The sequence below is a fragment of the Serratia sp. P2ACOL2 genome, from assembly GCF_003691565.1.
Taxonomy (GTDB): domain Bacteria; phylum Pseudomonadota; class Gammaproteobacteria; order Enterobacterales; family Enterobacteriaceae; genus Serratia; species Serratia liquefaciens.
In genome coordinates this window covers 3,154,574-3,171,195 of sequence record NZ_CP033162.1, presented here as the reverse complement: position 1 = coordinate 3,171,195, position 16,622 = coordinate 3,154,574, and the positions used below count along the sequence as shown (strand labels likewise).

Annotated in this window: 14 protein-coding genes; 7 read left to right on the top strand and 7 right to left on the bottom strand. The window is 58.8% G+C overall.

Translation table 11 applies throughout. The features are described from left to right. The first annotated feature begins 126 nt into the window (after positions 1-126). The 6 genes from EBA31_RS15515 (at position 127) to EBA31_RS15490 (ending at position 7,286) form a co-directional block, all read left to right on the top strand. Entirely contained in the window at positions 127-1,545 is a 1,419-nt protein-coding gene (locus EBA31_RS15515; RefSeq protein WP_046373304.1) for a PLP-dependent aminotransferase family protein, read from the top strand. A gap of 153 nt (positions 1,546-1,698) precedes the next feature. After that, a complete protein-coding gene (locus EBA31_RS15510) occupies positions 1,699-3,387 on the top strand; it encodes an ABC transporter substrate-binding protein (protein ID WP_122079650.1) in 1,689 nt (562 codons plus the stop codon). A 48-nt stretch (positions 3,388-3,435) separates the two neighbouring features. After that, positions 3,436-4,392 (top strand): ABC transporter permease, encoded by a 957-nt coding sequence (locus tag EBA31_RS15505; RefSeq protein WP_020827419.1) that lies wholly within the window; start codon positions 3,436-3,438, stop codon positions 4,390-4,392. 2 nt (positions 4,393-4,394) lie between these two features. After that, positions 4,395-5,345 carry an oligopeptide ABC transporter permease gene (gene opp4C / locus EBA31_RS15500; protein WP_122079649.1) on the top strand — a complete coding sequence of 317 codons (951 nt, stop codon included), beginning with the start codon at positions 4,395-4,397 and terminating at the stop codon, positions 5,343-5,345. Further along, positions 5,342-6,328 carry an ABC transporter ATP-binding protein gene (locus EBA31_RS15495; protein WP_020827417.1) on the top strand — a complete coding sequence of 329 codons (987 nt, stop codon included), beginning with the start codon at positions 5,342-5,344 and terminating at the stop codon, positions 6,326-6,328. The genes opp4C and EBA31_RS15495 overlap by 4 nt, the downstream gene beginning before the upstream one ends. Beyond that, positions 6,318-7,286, top strand: coding sequence for an ABC transporter ATP-binding protein (locus EBA31_RS15490; protein WP_122079648.1), 969 nt, complete (start codon positions 6,318-6,320; stop codon positions 7,284-7,286). Before EBA31_RS15495 ends, EBA31_RS15490 begins: the two co-directional genes overlap by 11 nt. A gap of 2 nt (positions 7,287-7,288) precedes the next feature. On the opposite strand, the gene EBA31_RS15485 is transcribed toward EBA31_RS15490, so the two are convergent. Further along, positions 7,289-8,263, bottom strand: coding sequence for an alpha/beta hydrolase (locus EBA31_RS15485; protein ID WP_048760173.1), 975 nt, complete (start codon positions 8,261-8,263; stop codon positions 7,289-7,291). A gap of 259 nt (positions 8,264-8,522) precedes the next feature. On the opposite strand from EBA31_RS15485, the gene EBA31_RS15480 reads away from it, so the two are divergent. Continuing rightward, entirely contained in the window at positions 8,523-9,449 is a 927-nt protein-coding gene (locus tag EBA31_RS15480) for a N(4)-(beta-N-acetylglucosaminyl)-L-asparaginase (protein ID WP_122079647.1), read from the top strand. Positions 9,450-9,546: 97 nt separating this feature from the next. On the opposite strand, the gene EBA31_RS15475 is transcribed toward EBA31_RS15480, so the two are convergent. From EBA31_RS15475 to EBA31_RS15450, 6 genes are all read right to left on the bottom strand, one after another. Further along, the gene (locus tag EBA31_RS15475) at positions 9,547-10,539 is read right to left on the bottom strand and encodes a LacI family DNA-binding transcriptional regulator (protein WP_122079646.1); all 993 of its coding nucleotides are present in this window, start codon (positions 10,537-10,539) and stop codon (positions 9,547-9,549) included. Between the two features lie 61 nt (positions 10,540-10,600). Further along, the gene (locus tag EBA31_RS15470) at positions 10,601-11,734 is read right to left on the bottom strand and encodes an ABC transporter ATP-binding protein (protein ID WP_122080641.1); all 1,134 of its coding nucleotides are present in this window, start codon (positions 11,732-11,734) and stop codon (positions 10,601-10,603) included. Then, a complete protein-coding gene (locus EBA31_RS15465; protein WP_122079645.1) occupies positions 11,734-13,146 on the bottom strand; it encodes a M17 family metallopeptidase in 1,413 nt (470 codons plus the stop codon). Before EBA31_RS15465 ends, EBA31_RS15470 begins: the two co-directional genes overlap by 1 nt. A gap of 4 nt (positions 13,147-13,150) precedes the next feature. Then, positions 13,151-13,984: a carbohydrate ABC transporter permease gene (locus tag EBA31_RS15460; protein ID WP_020827410.1), complete on the bottom strand. Its 834-nt coding sequence runs from the start codon at positions 13,982-13,984 to the stop codon at positions 13,151-13,153. Next, on the bottom strand, positions 13,974-14,915 hold the full coding sequence (locus tag EBA31_RS15455; RefSeq protein ID WP_046373311.1) for a carbohydrate ABC transporter permease: 942 nt from the start codon (positions 14,913-14,915) through the stop codon (positions 13,974-13,976). The genes EBA31_RS15460 and EBA31_RS15455 overlap by 11 nt, the downstream gene beginning before the upstream one ends. Positions 14,916-14,976: 61 nt before the next feature. Continuing rightward, positions 14,977-16,251 carry an ABC transporter substrate-binding protein gene (locus tag EBA31_RS15450; RefSeq protein WP_020827408.1) on the bottom strand — a complete coding sequence of 425 codons (1,275 nt, stop codon included), beginning with the start codon at positions 16,249-16,251 and terminating at the stop codon, positions 14,977-14,979. Positions 16,252-16,622 lie beyond the last annotated feature (371 nt).

The following is a 16,622-nucleotide window of genomic DNA, read 5'->3' as shown; positions in this document are numbered from 1 at the left end:
ACATAAAATAACCTCTTCAGTATAGCTGTAATTTTTTTGTGGAAAGCTTGGCGTCAAGTTAAGCACGGAGTACAGTGACTATAATAGTGACAGTTATTTCACTTTTTCATATAACAGTTAAGGCCTATGACCAGATACGAGCAGCTTGCACAACAAATTCGTGAACAGATCCAGAACCGGGTATGGCGGGCGGGGGATAAGCTGCCTTCGCTGCGGGAAAGCGGTAAACGCGCAGGCCTGAGTCTGATGACGGTGGTGCAGTCGTATCAACTGCTGGAGAGCCAGGGCTGGATCGTTGCGCGCCCGCAGTCCGGTTATTACGTGGCGGCGCGTCCGCAGCCGCTGCCACAGCCGGCACGCGGGGAGAAACTGCTGCTGAGCGAGCAGGTAGACATCAACACCTTTGTTTTCGACGTGCTGCAGGCGTGCAAAGACCCAGGCATTGTCCCGTTCGGTTCGGCCTTTCCGGATGCCACGCTGTTTGCTCAGCCGAAGCTGGCGCGGGCGCTGAGCAGCGTAGCGCGCAAATTTACCCCGCACAGTTCGCTGGCTAACCTGCCGCCCGGCAACGACGCGCTGCGCCGCAACATTGCCCAGCGTTATGCTTTAAGCGGCATGCAGGTCGCCCCGGATGAAATCGTGATTACCGCCGGAGCCATGGAGTCGCTGAGCCTTAGCCTGCAAGCGGTGACGCAGCCGGGGGATTACGTGGCGATCGAGTCCCCGGCCTTTTACGGGGCGTTGCAGGCGCTGGAGCGGCTTCGGTTAAAGGCGGTGGCGATCGCGACCCATCCGCAGGACGGCATCGATCTGGATGCGTTGGAACATGCCTTGGAACAGTACCCGATCAAGGCCTGCTGGCTGATGACCTACTTCCAGAATCCATTGGGCGCCTCGATGCCGGCAGAGAATAAACAGCGGCTGGTGGGCATGCTGCGCGAGCGGCAGATATCGCTGATTGAGGACGATGTTTACGGCGAACTGTACTTCAGCGCTGAGCGCCCGCAGCCGGCCAAGGCATTAGACCAGGGCGGACAGATTTTGCACTGCTCGTCGTTTTCCAAATGTCTTGCGCCGGGCTTTCGCGTGGGCTGGGTGGCTGCCGGGCGCTACGCACAGCAGATCCAGCGTTTGCAACTGATGAGCACGGTATCCACCAGCGTGCCCACCCAGTTGGCGATCGCCGATTATCTGTTGCATGGTGGCTACGATACCCATCTGCGGCGCTTGCGTCGGCTGCTGGCTCAGCGTCAGAGCATGATGCGTCAGGCGATTGCTCACCACTTCCCTCCGACCGTAAAGGTCAGCCAGCCAGATGGCGGTTACTTTTTGTGGGTAGAGCTGGATCCGGCGTTGTCGTCGATGGAGCTGTATCAGCGCGCGCTGGCGCTGGGGGTGAGTATCGCGCCGGGCAGGATGTTCACCACCGGCAACCATTTCAACCACTGCTTCCGACTGAACGCCTCTTTCGACTGGAGCGACAAGCATGAAGCGGCGATCCAGACCTTAGCCAAACTTATCCGGCAGCTCGAGCCGGCAGGCTGAACTCCCCCCAGCGGCCGGCTATCGCAATAGAAAAATTCATATTGCGATTTCCGGCAATAGAATGCCGGTTTCGTTGTTAGACAGCCTCCCGGCCGCCGATTACTCTGCGATAAATTTTGTCACATTTATCAACGGGTAAACGAGGGGCAGTGGGTGAGAAAAATAAAAAACAAGGCAATCAAACCTTTACAAAAGCGGCTGGTTACGCTGGCGATCGCCTGTGCCGTGGGGCTGGCATTTAGCGTGCAGGCGGAAACCCTGGCTGAAGGTATTACCCCGGCCAGCGATGCCAGCCTGGTGCCGACGGCGGCCAAGTTGCGTAAAGACACCGTGGTGGCCGGTATTCTTGAACCTCAGGGTAACTTCAATCCCTATCTGTTCAGCAATGGCTGGGATGAGAACGTCACCGACGTGATCTTTACCCGGCTGATTGGTCTGGACAGCCAGGGCAAGCCGGTGGCGCGGCTGGCAGAGTCCTGGCAGGTCAGCCCGGACAACCGGGTCTACACCATTAAACTGCGGCCTAATCTGGTCAACAGCGACGGCTCGCCAATCAAGGCCGAAGATATTGCCTTTACCCTGACGCTGCTGCATGACCCGGCCTATGACGGAGAGACCGACATTACTCCGGCGCACATTCAGGGCGGGGTAGAGTACAAGAACGGAACTGCCCCCAGCATCAGCGGGCTAAAGGTGATCGACGATCGTACGCTTCAAATCACCACCACCCAGCCGGGGGCCACAACGCTGCAGCTGATCGGCGGGCCGGTGCTGTCGAAAGCCTATTACGGCAAGGAGTATCAGCGCGGTAAGCTGGAAAGCGTGCGTGCGCTGAACGGCAAGCCGTTAGGCAATGGCCCTTATATTTACGACAAATACGTGCCGGGTCAGGAGATCCGTTTTCACGCCAACCCGAACTTCTATCTCGGTAAGCCAGCGGTGGCGCGTTTTATTTACCGCGTGACCAACCCCTCTACCAACTTCCAGCTGTTCCAGACCGGTGAAACCGACTACGACGCCTTTACTTCCAAACCGGATGATATTGAACAGTTGAAGCTGCTCGGCTTCGCCAATATCAATTTGTACAGCTCGAGCGACTACAGCCGGGTGGATTTCAACTTTAAACGCCCGGCACTGCAGGATGCGCGTGTGCGTCAGGCGCTGATTTACGGGCTGGATCGGCAAAAGCTGATCACCGTGGTCTACCAGGGTTACGGTTCGGTCGCCAATCAGCCGATCTCACCCGTTTCCTGGGCTTATGATCCCAAGGGGATCAACCCCTATGCTTACGATGTCCACAAAGCCAAGCAACTGCTGGATCAGGCCGGGTGGAAACCGGGAGCGGACGGCATTCGCCAGAAGGACGGCAAAAAGCTGGAGCTGACGCTGTTGGTGACCAAAAAGCTGATTAACGACGCGCTGGTGCCGATTGCCAAAGATAACTATCGGCAGATTGGCGTGCTGTTGAAGCCGCAGGTGCTGGATTTCAATGCGCTGCTGGCGCAACGCAAGGCCGGTAATTACGATCTGGCGTCGCTCAGTACCAGCGGGCTGAATGATCCGCACGACGGGGTACGCGATTTCATCAGTCAGGTCAGTGAAACCGGCTATAGCAATCCGCAGGTGGACAAGCTGATTGGCGAGGCTAACGCCACGCTGGACATCGAGCAGCGTAAGCCGCTGTATCACCATCTGTATCAGGTGCTGGCTGAAGATCCGCCGGTGATCCTGTTGGGGAACCGTAAAGTGCTCAGCGCCAGCAGTGCACGCGTCACCGGCTTTAAACCGGACGTATACAACGGCCTGACCGGCAGCCTGCCGGACGTCAAGATCGCTCAGTAACGGTAAGGCACCGCTGAGCCGGTTTGGGCAGCGGTGACGGAAAACACCATGAGAAATTTTATCCTGCGCCGCTTGCTGCAAACCCTTCCGATGATGCTGCTGGCATCGCTGCTGATTTTCTTTATTTTCGCACTGACCCCCGGCGACTTTATCGACGGCAACATCAACCTGACGCCGCAGCGCGCGGCTGAGCTGCGGGCGCTGTACGGGCTGGATCAGCCGTTATTCAGCCGTTATCTGCACTGGCTAGGTCAACTGCTGCAGGGCGATCTCGGTTTCTCGCTGCAATACCAGATCCCGGTCAGTACCTTGTTGAACCAGTACATCTGGAACTCCTTCCTGCTGGCGTCGGTGGCGCTGGTGCTGTACTGGGGCATTGCGCTGGCGGTAGGTGTCGCCTCGGCGATGAAACCCTATTCGCTGTTCGATCATCTGGTGACCGTGGCGGTGTTCGGTGCCATGTCGTTTCCCACCTTTTTCCTGTGTCTGTTGCTGATCAAATGGTTCGCCGTCGATCTGCACTGGCTGCCTGCGGGTGGCATGCTGCGCACCGGTAGCGAAGCCAGCGGATTGGCGTGGGCACTGGACGTGGCGGCGCACCTGTTGCTGCCAGTGCTGGCGTTGGTGATGCTACAGGCCGGCACCCTGACGCGCTATTTCCGCGCCAGCATGCTGGACGTGATCCGCATGGATTATATCCGTACCGCACGCGCCAAGGGGCTGAAGGAAAAGACGGTGATCCTGCGGCATGCGCTGCGGAATGCGCTGTTGCCGATCATCACCTTGTTGGGTTTTGAGCTACCCGCGCTGTTTTCCGGTGCGCTGATCACCGAAAAAATCTTCAACTGGCCGGGGGCCGGGCACATCCATCTCGATTCGCTGGCGGCGCGCGACTATCCGGTATTGATGGGCTTTACGCTGTTTCTGGCGGTATTGACCATTTTAGGCAATCTGCTGGCGGACATTTTGTACGCCTATGCCGACCCGCGCATTCGTTTGAGGTAACTATGTTGGCATCCTTGTTTTTCGGGCGTCGTCGCCGTTGGCGGCAAGCGCAACTCCCGGCGCTGGCGCAGCTATCGCCACCGCCGACCGCCCAGGCCTGGCAGCGGCTGCGGCGTCACCGCCTGGCGATGATTTCACTGCTGCTGTTGGTGTTGATGGCGGTGCTGTGCCTGTTCGGCCCGATGCTGTCGCCCTGGCAGGACGATGCCGGCGATGCGTTGAATATCAATCAGGCACCCGGCGCGCAACACTGGCTGGGCACCGATTTTCTCGGTCGCGATATTTATACCCGCCTGCTGCTGGCGGGGCGTATTTCACTGACCATTGGCCTGGTGTCGATGCTGTTGTCGGTCACGCTCGGCTACCTGCTGGGGGCGCTGTCCGGCTATCTTGGCGGCGTGGTGGATAAGCTGATTATGCGCTTTGCCGATCTGTTGATGACCATTCCCAGCCTGCCGCTGCTGATCATCATGGGAGCGATGCTGTCGGAGCTGGACGTTTCGCCGGACTACCGTATTTACATGGTGATGATCATGCTCAGCCTGCTGGGTTGGCCGTCGCTGGCGCGGCTGGTGCGCGGGCAAATTTTGTCGTTGCGCGAGCGTGACTTCATGCTGGCCACTGAGGTGCTGGGGTTATCCACCCGGCGGCGTATCTTCGGCCACCTGCTGCCCAATACCATTCCGATCCTGGTGGTGGTGGCCACCATGGGCGTCGCTAATGCCATTCTCAGTGAATCGGCCCTGAGCTATCTGGGGTTGGGCGTAGTGCCGCCAATGCCGTCGTGGGGCAACATGATGGACGCCGCCAACAGCCTGATCGATTTTCAACGCCGCCCCTGGCTGTGGATGCCGCCGGGGTTGGCGATTTTCATCACCGTGGTGGCGATTAATATTCTCGGCGACGGCCTGCGAGACGCGCTTGATCCAAAAATGAACGGGGTAAGACGATGAGCCAACCGCTGGTGGCCTTTAATCAACTGTCGGTAGCCTTCCAGGGCGAACAAGGGCGGGTGCGGGCGGTGCAACAGGTGAGTTTTGACCTTTACGCCGGGCAAACGCTGGGGGTCGTCGGTGAGTCCGGCTGCGGTAAAAGCGTGACCGCGATGGCGCTGATGGGGCTGTTGCCGCAACCGCTGGCGCAAATCGACGGTGGTGAAATCCATTTCGACGGCCAGGACTTGCTGAAACTGCGGCCGCAACAGATGGCCGATTTACGCGGTAACCGTTTGGCGATGATCTTTCAGGAGCCGATGAGCGCGCTGAACCCGGTGCTGACCATCGGTGAGCAGTTGGTTGAGCCGTTAATCCGCCATCGGGGGACTGCGCCAAAAGCGGCCTGGCGGGAGGCCACGGCGCTGATTACCGAGGTCGGACTGGCACGCGCCGAACAGCTGATGACCAGCTATCCGCACCAGCTTTCCGGTGGCATGCTGCAGCGCATCATGATCGCCATGGCCATCAGTTGCCGGCCGGCGTTGCTGATTGCCGACGAACCCACTACCGCGTTGGATGTCACCGTGCAGGCGCAAATTCTGGCGCTGCTGCGCGAGCAGGCGCGTAAGCACAATATGGCGATGATGCTGATTACTCACGATCTCGGGGTGATTGCCCAGATGGCGGATCGGCTGGTGGTGATGTACGCCGGGCGTATTGTCGAGCAGGGGGCCACGCATGAAGTGCTGGCCAACCCGCAGCACCCTTACACTCAGGGATTGATGGCCTCGCGGCCGGTGGCGGGGCAACGGCGGCGGCGGTTGTATTCGATCCCCGGTCAGGTGCCCGATCTGGCCAGTTTGCCGGACTACTGCGCCTTTGCCGAACGCTGTGACAAAGCGAGCGCCCGCTGCCGTGACGGTATCCCGCCATTGTATGGCGATCGGCGGCGGCAATCCGCCTGTTTCCTGAATGCCGGGGGGCGTATTCATGTTGGCTGAACCCTTGGTGGAGGTAAAAGGGCTGAAGAAATATTTCCCGCTGCGTGAAGGGCTATTCGGTCAGACTACCGGGCAACTGCGGGCGGTGGATGATGTCAGCTTCAGCATTCGCCGGGGAACGATTTTTGGCCTGGTGGGGGAGTCCGGCAGCGGTAAAACCACCGTAGGCCGAACCCTGCTGGGGCTGCATGAAAAGACCGCCGGTGAGGTACTGTTCAAAGGACAGGCGTTAGATGCGCTCAGCGCCCGCGAGCGGCGCGCGATGCGCCCGAAGATGCAACTGGTGTTTCAAGACCCGTACAGCTCTCTGAATCCGAGAATGCGGGTAGGCGATGCGATTGGCGAAGCGCTGCTGCAGCACGGTTTGGCGCAAAAGAGCGAGCTGCGAGACCGGGTGATAGACACGCTGGAAATCTGCGGGTTGTCGGCACAGCATTACGGGCGCTTCCCGCACGAGTTTTCCGGCGGCCAGCGCCAGCGCATCGGCGTAGCCCGCGCGCTGATCCTGCAGCCGGAGTTTATCGTCGCCGACGAACCGATTTCGGCGCTGGACGTCTCTATTCAGGCGCAGATCATCAACCTGTTTTCCGATCTTCAGGAACAGCAGGGGGTGACTTTCCTGTTTATTTCGCACGATCTTGGGGTGGTGGAGCATCTGTGTCAGGACGTAGCGGTAATGTACCTCGGGCAGATTGTCGAAAGCGCCGATCGCGATGCGCTGTTTCGTCGGCCGCTGCACCCTTACACTCAGGCACTGTTGGCCGCGGTACCCAGTTTGGATCCGCACCGTCAGCCGCAGGCGATGGCCCGGGGAGAATTACCTGACCCTGCCCAACCGCCGCAGGGCTGTCGCTTTCACACTCGCTGTCCGCAGGCCACTGCGCAATGCCGGGAACAGGCCCCGGCATTGCGGCAGGTAGCGGCAGGACATCGGGTGGCCTGCCATTATGTCGGCTGAGCTTAGGCCAGATAATGTTTTAGCGCGCGCCCGGCCTGATGGATGGCCGAGTGCACCGCCGGGACTTCTGCGATCGCGTTGAGCAAGCCATAGTCGTGGATCAGCCCGTTATAACGGGTGGAGGTGACTTCGACTCCGGCGGCGTTGAGCAGGCGGGCGTAGGCTTCGCCTTCGTCGCGCAGCACGTCCAGCTCGGCGGTTTGCACCAGCGCCGGTGGCAGGCCTTTCAACTGTTCCAGCGTGGCGTTAAGCGGCGAGGCGTAGATCTCTTTGCGCTGGGCTTTATCGGTGGTGTAGTGGTCCCAGAACCATTTCATCATATTGCGGGTGAGGAAATAGCCTTCGCCGAACTGGTGGTAAGACTCGGTATCGAAATTGGCGTGGGTCACTGGCCATAGCAGGATCTGGCTGCGCAGGGCAGGCGTGCCTTTATCTTTCGCCATCAGGCTGACCACCGCCGCAATATTGCCGCCGGCGCTGTTGCCGACGACCGCCAGACGTGAACCGTCAACGTTGATTTTCTCGCCGTACTCGGCCACCCATTCGGTCGCCGCGTAGGCCTGATTGATGGCGACAGGGTAAGGAGCTTCCGGCGATCGGGTGTAGTTAACGAACACCGCCGCCGCGCCGGAGCTGTGGACCAGATCGCGCACCAGCCGTTCGTGGGTCGGGAAGTCCCCCAACACCCAGCCGCCGCCGTGGAAGAACATGAATACCGGCAGCTTCTCCTTTACTTTGGCCGGCCGCACGATGTGCAACAGGATATCCTGGCCATCGACGTGAATGGTTTTTTCGCTGATTTCGACTTCACGCAGAGGGACTTCGGTACCGCTTTGCAGGCCCTCCATCACCTTACGCGCTTCTTTCGGCTTCAACTGCTCCAGGGGTTTGGCGTCACTGGAGTTCAGCGCATCAAGAAAGGTACGGATATCGTGCTGTGCTGCAGGCTGGGTGAGATCAACAGTTTTCTTGGACATCATGATTCCTCTGGCACAGGGGGATGAAATCTTCTGGTGAGATCACAGTGTAGTAGAACAATGTGCCTGTGGGCTTAGTGGTGTGTGCCCTGTCGGAAAAGGCGCGTCACGCCACGCTTTTCACCGCTTCGGTTTGACTTTTCAGGTGGGCAGCGATATTTTTTAATCACCATGGAACACGTGTTCCATTGATGCGAATGACCGGTCATCACCGGTGCCTTTCTTTTAGCGCTGAACGCCGTGCGGGAAACATAACCCTATGATTGTGATTGCAAACTCTGAAGGACATCCGGGTATCGGTCTGTCTGCCGAACGGTTACGACAGGGGCAGAATGGCCTGCGTGCCATCGTTGAGGGTATCAAGTTGGTGGAGCTGGATCCGAGCGTACGTACGGTGGGTTTCGGTGGCTGGCCCAACGTGCTGGGTGAGATGGAGCTGGACGCTTCGGTGATGGACGGCGACAGCTTGCGCACCGGTGCGGTGGGAGCGTTGCAAGGCTATCTGCATCCGGTGGAAGTCGCTTATCGGGTAATGGAAGATCTTAACCATGAAATCCTGGTGGGCGCCGGAGCGGCACGTTTCGCCGCTGAGATCGGCGCGTTGGCGGGTGACAACCTGATTGCCGACTCCAAGCGTGTCTGGTGGGAAAAACTGGAGCAGGCGATGGACGCCGAACAGCTTCGCAACTGGCCGAATATCCCACTGGCAGGGTTGTCGAATAATGCCACCGATCCAGAACGGGTGCGCGACACCACGGTATTTTTAGCCATGGATGGTGGGCGCACGCTCAGCGCGGCGACGTCAACGTCAGGCTGGGCGTGGAAATACCCGGGGCGGCTGGGGGACAGCCCGATCATCGGCAGCGGCTCCTATGCCGACAGCCGCTATGGCGCCTGTGCCTGTACCCACACCGGGGAAATGACCATTCGCTGCGGCACCAGCCGCGCAGTGGTGCTGTATATGAAGATGGGCATGACGCTGGAACAGGCGGTGTACGAGGCCATCGAGGATCTCAATTACCTGAAGGACGGCTACACCGAAGGGGTGACTATTCACGCCATCGATAAGGACGGAAACCATAAGGTCGTCAGCCTTAACTGCCCGGGCCCAATTCAGTATTGGCTGTGGCAGAGCGGTATGGCAGCGCCGCAATTGCGCGATGCGGAGATTATAACCACCCGTTGACCAGCGGCTCTGTGGCTTATGGAAGGGGCGCGGCATGCTGCGCCCAATAGCATCATCAATGCGTTAAATCGGGCCCAACAGGCTTGCCCTTATCGGTTTAGCAGGACGCGCGAACCACCAATTCGGTGGGAATGGTTACCTGCTGCGGCGCAGCCTGGGGGCTGCCGCTGCGCAGTTCGACCAGCCGAACGATGGCGGCGATCATTGCGTCCATATCTCGGCGTACCGACGTGAGTTGGTAACTCGGCCAGGCTGCCATCGGGATATCGTCGAAGCCGTAAACCGCGACGTCCTGAGGGATCTGCAGCGAAGTGTGCAAACGAATATAGTCCATCACCCCCATCGCCATGGAATCAGCGGTGCAGAAAATGGCCTGCGGAGCCGGAAGCGCGTCCAGCAGCTGCGGTGCGAGGTTAAAGCCGCTCAGGTAGCTGTAGTCGCCGCTCAGCTGCGCGACAATCTCTAACTGCTGCTGTGCGGCATGAGCCAGAAAGGTTTGCTGGCGCAGCTGTTCGCCGTGGGCGCTGCTGCGGCCACCGAGCAGCGCCACGCGGCGTTGACCCTTTTGCGCCATCAGTGCCGCCAGCTGTTGCAGGCTGGGTGACTCATCGGCGTTGAGAGCGTCGCACAGGGCGTCGCCCGCCAAACCGTTGAGCATAATGGGCGTAGCGATGCGAAACAGGTCCTTCGCTGCGCGAGCGCTGATGTTGTCGGCGAACACCACGGCAGAATCGACATGGTAAGAGATGGTTTGCTTCAGGTAGTTGGCCGGATCGTCAATGCCTTCCAGGCGGATCATCACCGCCTGCCGGTTGCTCTTCTGCAGTTGTTCAACCAGACGATCGAAAAACTCCAGGTCAGACAAATCGTGAAAGTGGTTCACTACCACAGCGACAAAGCCGGTTTTGCCGCTGTGCAGGCTCTGGGCGATGGCGTCTGGCGCATAGCCTAACTGACTGGCGACGCGCATCACCAGATCGCGGTTTTTTTGCGAGACCCGGCCCTGATTGGAAAAGGCGCGAGACACCACGGTGCGTGAAACGCCGGCCACGCGGGCGACATCGTGAGAGGTGACTTTTTTCATCGGCATACGGCAGCTACTCAACGGAAAACGGGGCGCTGCGGCAGGGGCACGCAGCGGCGATATGGTCTCACAGAATGTCGGCCGGCAACACTGTTTCCCCGCTTTGAGCTACCCGTTGACCGCTATGCGGATCAAAAAAGTGCAGGGCGGTGATATCCAGCGTAATGGCCAGCGGCTGGCCCTGGGCATACTGCAGCTGGGCGTGCTGTTTGACGATGTACTGCGCACCGTTGTCACCCTGTACGAACAGGTTGCTCTCAGCGCCCAGGTTTTCACTGTACACCAGCGTTCCACTCAAGTGGGGTTCTGCCCGTGGCGCGCTGATGCTGCACGCTTCCGGACGACAGCCCAGCGTCAGCCAGTCGCCCCCTCTTGCTGCCAGCGCCGGGAATTCGGCGGTGCTCAAGGGCAGCAGCAAACCAGAGTCGCCCTGCAATAGGATCTGCTCGCCCTGCACCAGAACCTGCACGTCAAACAGGTTCATCTGCGGCGAACCGATAAACTCGGCGACAAAGCGATTAACCGGGCGATGATAAAGATCCAGCGGCGTACCGATCTGCTGCACTTTCCCCTGATTCATGATGACCACTTTGTCCGCCATGGTCATGGCTTCCACCTGATCGTGGGTGACGTAAATGATGGTCGCGCCGATCGCCTTATGCAGTGCAGACAACTCCTGACGCATGCGGTTGCGCAGTTTGGCGTCGAGGTTGGAGAGCGGTTCGTCAAACAGAAACACCTTGGGCCGCCGAACAATCGCCCGGCCCAACGCCACGCGCTGACGCTGACCACCGGAAAGCTGGCCGGGTTTGACCTTCAGGAATTCCGTCAGGTGCAGCATTTCGGCCACGGCGGCAATCTGCGTGGCAATCTCCGCTTTGGCCATTCCTTTGATTTTCAAAGACAGCGCCATGTTTTCATAGACGGTCATATGCGGGTACAGCGCATAGCTCTGGAAAACCATGGCGATATCACGGTATTTGGGCAGCACCTCGTTCATGCGTTCGCCGTCGATCAACAGTTCGCCGGAGGAGAGGGTTTCCAGCCCGGCTATCATCCGCAGTGTGGTGGACTTGCCGCAGCCGGACGGGCCGAGCAGCACCACAAACTCACCTTTCTCTACCTGCAGATTCACGTCGCTGGCGGCCTGGTAACCGTTGTCATAGCGTTTGTTGATATCAACCAGTTCTACGTAAGCCATCATTCGCACTCCGTCTGGGCAAGCAGGGCACTCAATCGCGCCAGCAGCAGCACGCCGAATGAGGACGCGCCGTTGGCGTACAGCTTGCGGTGCGGCATATCGGTAGACATGGCGGCAATATCCAGGTGCGCCCAGCGCTGGCCCGGCTGCACGAACTCGCCGATAAAGGTCGCCGCCACGCACGGGCTGCCGTGCGGATCTTCACCGCCGTGACGGTAATCGGCAAATTCAGACTTCAATACCCCGCGATACCAGCCGCCGTGCGGCATTGGCCACACCGGCTCGGCGCTGGCCTTGCCCGCCTGGGTGACCTGCGCCAGAAAGTCGTCGTCGTTACCCATCATGGCCGCATACTCCTTGCCCAGCGCCACGCCTGCGCCGCCGGTCAGGGTGGCGATGTCGAGTAAAAAGTCGGGCTGGAAGCGCTGCTGGGCATAGCTGATGACGTCCGCCAGCACCATGCGGCCTTCGGCGTCGGTTGAAATGATTTCCACCGACTTGCCGTTGTGCATGGTTACCACGTCGCCGGGGCGCTGTGCGCGGGAGGAGGGCATGTTTTCTACCAGGCCGCACAGGCCAATCACGCGGATCGGCAGTTGCAGCGCGTCGATGATACGCATGGCGCCCACCACCGCAGCCGCACCGCCCATGTCGAACTTCATGGTGCTCATGCGTGCCGCACCTTTGATGCTGATGCCACCGCTGTCGAAGGTGACACCTTTACCGACCAGCGCCAGAGTATGGCGTGCGTTGGCGGGATGGTGATCGAGGATCAGTAATTGCGATGCGCGGGCGCTGCCTTGACCAACGCCCAGCAGGCCACCGAAGCCAAGCTGTGCCATCTGCTCTTCATCCAGCACCTCCTGGCGCACATGAGTAAAGGGCAATTGCGCGACGGCCGCCACGAAGCTTTGCGGATAGAGAATATTGGCCGGCTTATTCATCAGCTCACGTCCGATGATCACGCCCTCGGCATGCAGATTGGCCCAGTCGCACAGCGCCTGCGTTGTCGCATCATGACTGGCTAACGGCTGGGTCGGGTCGGTCAGCGTAGGGCTGGCATGATGCTGATAGCGATAAGCGCCCAGACGCAGGCCGAACAGCAGCCAGCGCCAGGTTTCTGTACTGGCCGATGTGCCTTCATCCAGTGTCAGACGCAGGTGCTGTAACCCGAAGTGTTTTTGCCCGGCGGCGATACCGGCACCGGCATCCTGTAGGGCTGCTGGAGTCAGGGAAGGGCCGATATTGAGCGCAAAACGGCCGTCACCCAGCGGATAAAGCACGCCGACGGCGGCCTGTTGCAGGCCGGTATTTTGCAGCGTTACCGGCAGTGAACCTTCCGCAGCGGTAAACAGGGTGATTTGCTGGCGCGCCGCAGTGTCGTTTTCAATGTAAATATCAATGAATTGCATAAGGTTACCCTTTGACCGCCCCACGGGTGAGGCTTTCCATCATTTGTTTGGACGAGAAGATAAAGGCGATCAGCAGTGGGACGATCGCCAGGAAACTGCCGGTCATCACCAGGTTCCACGGCGTGGCGGTAGCGCCGCTCAGGCTGCGCAGCACCAGTTGGAGAATTTGCTTGTCCGGCGACTGCAATGCCACCAGCGGCAACATAAAGTTGTTCCAGGTATCGACCACCACCACGATCGCTACCGTCAGCAGTGCCGGGCGCATCAGCGGCAGGCCGATACGCAAAAATATCTGCAGTTCATTCAGACCGTCCATGCGTGCACTGTCGAGTATTTCGCTGGGCAGTGAGGAACTGACGTATTGCCGCACCAGGAAAATCCCGAAGATATTCACCCCGGCGGGCAGCCAGACGGCGGCAAACTGGTCGAGCAGGCCAACGCTTTTAATCACGAAGAAGTAGGGCACCAGGTTGACCACGCTGGGCACCATCATGGTCAACATGAGGGTGGTGAATAACACCTTTTTGCCCTTGAACTGATAGACGCTGAAGGCGTAGCCCGCCGCGGCGGAAACCAACACGCTGGTCAGGGTGGCCATGGCGGTGACATACAGGGTGTTGAGCAGCGAGCGGGTGAAAGGCACCTGTTGCTCCAGCCCCCGGTAGTTTTCCAGCAGGTGGCTGCCGAAGCGCAGCGACATGCCCATGATGCTGCGGGTGTCCTGCGTCGCCAGCAACGCCGACCAATAGAACGGGAACAGCGACAGCGAGGCGAACAGCGATACCAACAGGTAAATCACCAGCTTGCCGGTGTCGAAACGGCGGCCCTCAGCGATCATTTTTGAGTCCTCCACGGTTGCCGAAACCCCAAAACACCAGCGCACTCACCAGCGCAATCAGCAGGAACAGGATCCAGGAGATGGCCGAAGCGGTGCCCATATCCAGATAGGACCAGCCGGTCTTGTACACGTACATCGATACCGTCAGGCCGCTGTTGTCGACGCCGCCGGTGCCCTGCGTCAGGATCATGGGTTCATTGAACAGCTGCATGTTGCCGATCAGCGTCATCAGCGTGGCGAAGAAGATAAAGGGCGCCAGCAGCGGCAGTGCGATATAGCGGAATTTTTGCCAGCGGCCAGCACCGTCCAGCTCGATCGCCTCGTACAGGTCCGGCGAAATAGAGGCCAGACCGGTCATGTAAATCACCGTATTGATACCGGTGAACTTCCAGGTCACCTGATTGGCGATGGTGAAGCGGATCCAGTCGCTGTCAAAGAAGTTGATCGGCAACGCGGCGGCCAGCGCGCTCAGGTGCAGCTTGGCGGCCAATCCGCTTAACAGCTCGTTGACCATGCCGACCGGCGAGAACAGGTTGAACACGATCAGGCTGACGGCGACGGAAGAGGTGATGTAGGGCAGGAAGATCGCCGCCTTCAAAAAACGCCTGCCGCGCACGATGATGTGCAGCAGCGAATAAGCCAGGGTGATGGCGAACAGATGTTGGCACAGGCCGGACACCAACGTGATTTTAATGGTGTTGACCAGCGACACCCAGAAGGCGTCATCGGTGAAGGCATAGTAAAAGTTATCCAGTCCGACAAACTTCATCGAACTCAGGCCTTTTACCGGGTTCCAGGATTGGAATGAGAGAAACGCCGAGAAGAAGATCGGGAAGGCGTTGAACACCGCAAACAGCAGCATGAAAGGCAGCAGCAGCAGGTAGGCGGTGCGGTGATCGTGCAGCAGCCCTTTGAAAAATCGCTTACGCATAGACTCCCCGAACCGTCGGAAAACGAAAAAAGGCGGCCGGTAAGCCGCCGCAGTCTGATGATTACAGGGCGCGCATCCGCCGCTCCAGTAGCTTATTGGCATCGCGCAGAGTGCTGTCGATGTCCTGATGCTGCACCAGGATCTTCTTCGCCGCTTCGTTGAGAATTTCGTTGGCGATATTGTCTTCCGGTGAGGAAGCTACGGGCTTCAGGTCAGGCACCAGGCTGGCGTAATAGCGCATCGAGTGTTGACCGCCGAGAATGCTGCTGGGCGTATCGAAGTAAGGCGCGTTATATACGTCGAGGCGCGCAGGCAGGGTGCCGGCGGTTTTCGCGGCGTCGATCACCACGTCACGCTGCATAAAGTATTGAATGAACTGCCAGGCCGCCTGGGCATTCTTGCTTTGCTTGGGGATCACCAGCGTGGTGCCGCCTGCGTTGACCTTGATATTGCCCGGCACGCCCGTCACCCGCCACAGACCGGCTTTCGCACCGTCCGGATCCAGTTCCTGCTCGATGCGGCCTTCGTCCCACGGGCCATCGATATCGGCGAACAGTTTTCCCTGCCGGTACAGTTTGATGTATTCCTGCGAGTTGGTGGAGCCGTCCAGGGAGGCTGCCAGCCCTTTGTCATACAGCGTTTTGATTACCGTCATCAGCTGTTTGATTTGCGGTGAATCCAGGTTGGGCTTGCCGTCTTTGGTGTATACCGGCTTACCCGGCTCACTGTTCATGCCTACCACCAGCGGATTGATCAGGCTGGTGGCCGCCGGCAGCAGATAGGCGCCTTGCTCTTTTTTCAGCTTCTCACCGAAGGCGATAAAGCTGTCCCAGCTTTGGGTGATGTCTTCTATTTTGACGCCGGCCTTCTGCACCATGTCATTACGGTAGATCATGATCACCGGCCCGGTGTCGTAAGGCACGCCATAGATATTGCCGTCATTACCCTTCGCCAGGCTGATCATCGAAGGATCGAACTGCCAGCCCTGGCTATCAATGCTGAACGGCGGGGCGCTCAGGTTATTCAGGCCGCCGGAGTTGGCGAAGCTGCCGAGTTTGATGGTGCTGACGCTGAAGATATCGGCGGCGCCCTGGCCAACGGCCAACGCGGTGGTCAGCTTTTGATGACAGTCGGCGAAGCCGCATTTGATCGACTGCACCTGAATGTCCGGATGCGCCGCCTCAAAGTCCTTAATCACTTTGTTGATGTAATCATTGGGCAAATAGTTGGCGAAGGTAATGCTGGTGTTGGCACTGGCGGAAAGGGGCAGGCCCAGCAGCACGGCCAGTGCGACCCCGGTGATTCTTTTATTATTACGCAAGCAGACTTGAGCCATGATAACCCCGATCCTGTGCAGTCGATATGGTGTGTGTTTTTTCATCATGGAACACGTGTTCCATTGAAATTAACCTATTATCGCGTCAGCGGACTGTCAACATTTTGTTCGGCAAGTTAACAAATATGAGATCTGACGCGGCAGTTGCCCAGCTTCACGCCCGATTTTGGCCCACACAGGGGCACGCAGAGCCTGTAATGACGCGGGTTTGCCCGCATCCGGTGCATTTTCTGCACCTGAATGGGGCAAAAGTGTGATGGGGAGCAAATCAGGCCAAATTATTTTTGCGAGCGCGATCAGAAATATCGAAGTTTTTTGTCATTGAATAGGATTTCGCAGCCAATGATGATTTTTCGCCTTATTTTTCCAAT